This window comes from Mesorhizobium sp. B263B2A, assembly GCF_020165775.1.
In the GTDB taxonomy this organism is placed as follows: Bacteria; Pseudomonadota; Alphaproteobacteria; order Rhizobiales; family Rhizobiaceae; genus Mesorhizobium; species Mesorhizobium opportunistum.
This window is the reverse complement of record NZ_JAIUIU010000054.1, coordinates 1-5,783: the sequence shown is the minus strand read 5'-3', so window position 1 is coordinate 5,783 and position 5,783 is coordinate 1. Positions and strand designations below refer to the sequence as shown.

General features: G+C 66.7%; 2 protein-coding genes and 1 pseudogene. All 3 read left to right on the top strand.

The annotated features are described in order from the left end of the window. Positions 1-2,574, top strand: a pseudogene (locus LB568_RS33630) (hypothetical protein); the annotation flags it as partial. A gap of 539 nt (positions 2,575-3,113) precedes the next feature. Further along, entirely contained in the window at positions 3,114-4,103 is a 990-nt protein-coding gene (locus LB568_RS33215) for a DUF4347 domain-containing protein (protein WP_224732388.1), read from the top strand. A gap of 4 nt (positions 4,104-4,107) precedes the next feature. Continuing rightward, positions 4,108-5,783 (top strand): DUF4347 domain-containing protein (locus LB568_RS33210; protein ID WP_224732387.1); only part of this gene is annotated, 1,676 nt, incomplete at its 3' end.

The window sequence follows — 5,783 nt, the reverse complement described above, 5'->3', positions numbered from 1 at the left end:
ACCGGAGCAACCGGCTCTACTGGTGCAACGGGAGCCACAGGTGCGACCGGCGATACGGGTGCCACAGGTTCGACCGGTGCGACTGGCTCGACCGGAGCAACCGGCTCTACTGGTGCAACGGGAGCCACAGGTGCGACCGGCGATACGGGTGCCACAGGTTCGACCGGAGCGACGGGCTCGACCGGTGCAACCGGATTGACTGGCGCCACGGGTGATACCGGAACCACGGGCTCAACCGGAGCGACTGGCTCGACTGGTGCTACGGGTTCTACCGGAGCAACTGGCGCTACCGGCGCAACCGGCTCGACTGGTGCAACCGGTTCGACCGGAGCGACAGGTTCGACTGGCGCAACGGGCGACACCGGAGCAACAGGATCGACAGGGGCAACTGGTGCTACCGGCGCGACTGGCTCGACCGGCGCAACTGGCTCGACCGGCGCGACTGGTGCAACCGGCTCGACCGGAGCAACCGGCTCCACCGGATCGACTGGTGCAACTGGCTCGACCGGCGCCACTGGTGCAACGGGCTCGACCGGAGCAACCGGCTCCACCGGTGCAACCGGATCGACTGGGGCAACTGGTGCTACCGGAGCGACCGGCTCGACTGGCTCGACAGGTGCGACTGGCGCAACCGGTGCCACCGGTTCGACCGGTGCCACGGGTGATACCGGAGCGACCGGTGCAACCGGGGCCACGGGCGCAACAGGCTCGACCGGGGCAACTGGTTCGACAGGTGCAACCGGCTCGACCGGCGCAACCGGCTCGACCGGGGCAACTGGCGCGACCGGTGCCACTGGCTCTACCGGAGCGACTGGCTCGACCGGGGCCACGGGCGCAACAGGCTCGACCGGGGCAACTGGTTCGACAGGTGCAACCGGCTCGACCGGCGCAACCGGCTCGACCGGGGCAACTGGCGCGACCGGTGCCACTGGCTCTACCGGAGCGACTGGCTCGACCGGGGCAACCGGCTCTACCGGTGCCACTGGCTCTACCGGAACGACTGGCTCTACCGGAGCGACTGGGTCGACCGGAGCGACTGGGTCGACCGGCGCAACGGGCTCGACTGGGGCAACCGGCTCGACCGGAGCCACCGGCTCGACCGGAGCAACCGGCGCGACCGGGGCAACCGGCTCGACCGGAGCCACGGGCTCGACCGGGGCAACCGGCTCGACCGGGGCAACTGGTTCGACCGGTGCAACAGGCTCGACCGGCGCAACTGGATCGACTGGCGCAACTGGATCGACCGGTGCGACTGGCTCGACGGGTGCAACGGGTTCTACCGGCGCAACCGGCTCGACGGGTGCAACAGGCTCGACCGGAGCAACCGGCTCGACGGGTGCAACAGGCTCGACCGGAGCAACGGGCTCGACCGGTGCTACTGGTTCGACCGGAGCAACGGGCTCGACCGGAGCTACTGGTTCGACCGGGGCAACCGGCTCGACCGGAGCTACTGGTTCGACCGGGGCAACCGGCGCAACTGGATCGACTGGCGCAACTGGATCGACCGGAGCTACTGGCTCGACGGGAGCGACAGGCTCGACCGGAGCAACTGGATCGACCGGGGCAACCGGCTCGACCGGAGCAACCGGCTCGACCGGCGCCACCGGCTCGACCGGAGCAACAGGCTCGACGGGTGCAACGGGTTCGACCGGCGCCACTGGTTCGACCGGTGCGACCGGCGCCACTGGTGCGACCGGTTCGACTGGCGCCACCGGCTCGACCGGGGCAACTGGTGCAACTGGCTCGACCGGCGCCACGGGTGATACCGGCGCGACGGGCTCGACCGGAGCGACAGGTGCGACCGGCGCAACTGGCTCGACTGGAGCAACTGGTTCGACCGGTGCGACTGGCTCGACCGGAGCCACCGGCTCGACCGGGGCGACAGGCTCGACCGGTGCGACGGGCTCGACCGGCGCCACGGGTGATACCGGAGCTACGGGCTCGACCGGAGCGACCGGCTCGACTGGTGCCACGGGCTCCACAGGGGCCACTGGCTCCACAGGGGCAACTGGCTCGACCGGAGCAACCGGCGCCACAGGCTCTACCGGTGCGACCGGCTCGACCGGAGCAACCGGCTCGACTGGTGCCACGGGTGCGACTGGTGCAACAGGCTCGCAAGGTCCGACAGGCCCGACCGGAGGAACCGGTTCGGATGGTGGTGGTACTGGTGGTCATGGCAATAACGGCTTTGGCAATGGAGATCAGGATGCACCTGGTGGTTCCGGGAACAATAACAATGCCGAAAACGGCCCTGGTCACAAAGCCAATGTCACGGCCAATACGCTCGGGCTCAAGGACACGGCGCAATTCCTGCAGTCCGGCTCGACTGACGGCGGCGGCGGTTCCGGCGGCCATGCGTCGGTCCGCAACCTGATCGGCCTTGCGGCGACTTCGGTGACGTTAGACCTGCTGAACGTCCTCAAGACGGTTGGCGGATCTGGTGGCAACCAGAACAAGCCGGCTGGTGCGAGCACGGATCTCACCTCGGATCTGAGCAAGCCTGGTACCGGCTACGCCAGCAACGACCACACGGCCAAGACCTCCATCAAGGATCTCTTGAAGCCGCACGAGTGAGCAGGAACGGACTACGGAAAGGGTTCGGTCCAAGTTGAAAAAATGGGGCGCGCGGGCTTCGCTGAAAAGCGGTCCGCGCGTTTCCGGTTATTCTTTACGCCTCTGGCGATGACGACTGTTGGCGGATTGGCGGGGACTGAAACGAAGCCGCCAAACCCGTGGTTTTCAAAACAATTCGCGCCGTTTTGGCCCTTCGATATTGACCAGGCTTCGCGGCCTTGGTCTTGGCAATTTACCAATTCCCGACTTAATAGTTTACAAATCGCTAATTTTCTAATTTACTAATATACGGCATGAGGGGGGTCCGCAGGTCTGACGGTCGGGTGGCCGGAAGTTCTGCGAGAGTTGGGTGAAGGGGTTCTAGGGCCGCAAGCCACATCGCGGATTTGTGAAAAAGGCGCGCATTTGAGGTGCGCCTTGAAAGCCGCATGTACGTTTGCCCGTCGGCGGAGGCGGACAGGTTTCCCGTTCTGGAGTTCCCTCGCGTGTTGACGCCGATCCGTCGGCGCGACCGGTTGTAGGGGTGTGTCGTGGGTCGAGTGACATTGCGAGAAGTCTGGCGCGGAGCCAATTCCGGCGTCGATAGGCTGGCTGCACCATGGCGGCCACTGGATGCCGCAACCGGCGCCCGGCCGCTGGCCCGCTTCGACCTCCCCGAAAACCACGACGCCCGTTCTGCCCGCGCGCTCGACCCGGCCACGCCTGGCGTCGCCGGTTTTCAGCTTGAAACCAACCGACAGGATCTCGCCATGGCCACCGAACTCGTCTTCGTCGATGCCTCGGTATCCGATCTCGGCACGCTTCTTGGCAATTTGAGGCCGGGGGTCGAGGCGATCGTGCTCGACGCCGAACGCCCGGCCGCGCGCCAGATGGCGCTGGCGCTCGAAGGCAGCGACGGCCTCGACGCGGTGCACGTCATCGCGCACGGCGCGCCTGGGCGGGTGTGTTTCGCGGCTGGTGAATGGTCGGCGCAGACGCTCGACGACGACGGGGTCGATCTCGCCGCGATCGGCCGGGCGATGGGCGATGATGGCGAGCTGCTGCTGTGGAGCTGCAACGCCGGCGTCGGTGCGGCCGGAACGAATTTCATCGATGCGCTGTCGTGCGCGACGGGAACGCCGGTTGCGGCGGCGAACGACCTGGTTGGGTCGCCGGCGCTTGGCGGACGATGGGAACTGAACATTCGGACAAAGGACGCAGCGGCGCGGCCGCCGCTAACCCGGGGGGGCATCATGAGCTACGCAGCAGTTCTGGCGGCGATCGAGATCACCGTATCCGGCTTGGTCCCGAGCGGCTTGGCGGCCGGCTCGACGACATACTTCGTGGTGGACAGGGACCACGGCTCGATCGTTGGCAACATCAACCTGCCGAACATGGCCAACAGGGCCTTCCGCATCACCGTCAGGGTGCCTGGCGGATCGACCGGCCTCGATGTCGGCATCTTCGACGAAGCCGGCAAGTTCACCTCGGCCGGCTTCACTGTGGATGTGCCCGCGCCTCCATCCGGCGCCGTCGGACCGAAGGGGTGATGCCATGTTGAACGCCCCAATTCCCTTCCATAGCCCGGTCGCCACGCGGCCGGGCCTTTACGCATCAACATGGCAAGCTTCGACCGAACACCCTCGGGGCGATCATGCGATGACGTCCGAAATCGTTTTCATCGATCCTGCCGTCAGCGACATCAGCACCCTTCTGGCCGGACTGCGGCCCGGCGTGCAGCCGGTGCTGCTCGATGCGGCGCGGCCAGCGGCCGCGCAGATGGCGTCGGCGCTGGCCGGCCGCCGGAGCCTGGCGGCGATTCACGTCATCGCCCACGGCGATCCTGGGCGCGTCGCTTTCGCGGCCGGCGAATGGTCGGCTGAGACTCTGGCGCGCGACGCGGGCGACCTGGCCGCCATCGGCCGGTCCTTGGCAGAGGACGGCGACCTGCGGCTGTGGAGCTGCGAGACAGGCCGTGGTGCGGCTGGTGAGGCGTTCGTCGAGGCGCTCGGGGATGCTACCGGGGTTTATGTCGGCGCCGCCAGCACTTTGGTCGGCGCGGCCCCCCTGGGTGGACAATGGGAGCTGGCGGGCGGGCAAGTGGCGCCGCTGACGATGACGGGGGTCGCGGGCTATTCGGGTATATTGAGCGTGGAAATTACCCTTAATGGGACGCTTGATACATCGGCGAATGTCGGAAAAATGTTCGCTGTTGAATACTATGTCACCAATCCTGCCGGCGCTATTGTTGCCAGTTTCTCTCTTCCATCTGAGGCCGTTTCCCCCTTCACATCAGTTGCGGTTATACTAAACGTTCCCTCGACTGGAGTGTCAACAATATATACAATTACTGCGCTCGTCCCACAGGCGGGAAACAACTCCAATCAAGATTTTACCCAAGTTGCTGCAGGAACCTTTACGGTTCCGGCTTCTGGTGTTGGTGCGGTTACGGTTGCTGGTGCGGACTCCACTAACAATAACGGTGTCTTTGCGGTAGCCACTTCATCTGCCGGAACAAACATTGGCCCGACGGGCGCGACGGGTAGCACAGGCGCAACTGGCTCGACGGGAGCGACTGGCTCAACCGGCGCCACGGGCTCGACCGGCGCCACAGGTTCTACTGGTGCGACTGGCTCAACCGGCGCCACGGGCTCGACCGGCGCCACAGGTTCTACTGGTGCGACGGGTTCAACCGGCGCTACGGGCTCGACCGGCGCAACAGGTTCGACAGGCGCCACGGGTTCAACCGGCGCTACGGGCTCGACCGGCGCCACGGGTGCGACCGGCGCAACAGGTTCGACAGGCGCCACGGGTTCGACTGGCGCTACGGGTTCGACAGGTGCAACTGGGGCCACAGGCGCGACTGGCTCGACCGGCGCCACAGGCGCAACCGGCGATACGGGCGCCACAGGCGCGACCGGCGATACGGGCGCCACGGGTTCGACTGGAGCTACGGGTGCCACCGGCGATACGGGTGCCACCGGTTCGACCGGAGCAACCGGCTCCACAGGCGCGACAGGCGATACGGGCGCCACCGGCTCGACCGGAGCGACCGGGGCCACGGGCGCGACTGGCGATACGGGTGCCACCGGCTCGACTGGAGCAACCGGTGCCACAGGCGCGACCGGTGATACCGGCGCCACGGGCTCAACTGGAGCTACCGGCGCCACCGGTGCGACTGGTGATACCGGCGCCACGGGTTCGACCGGAGCTACCGGCGCCACCGGCGC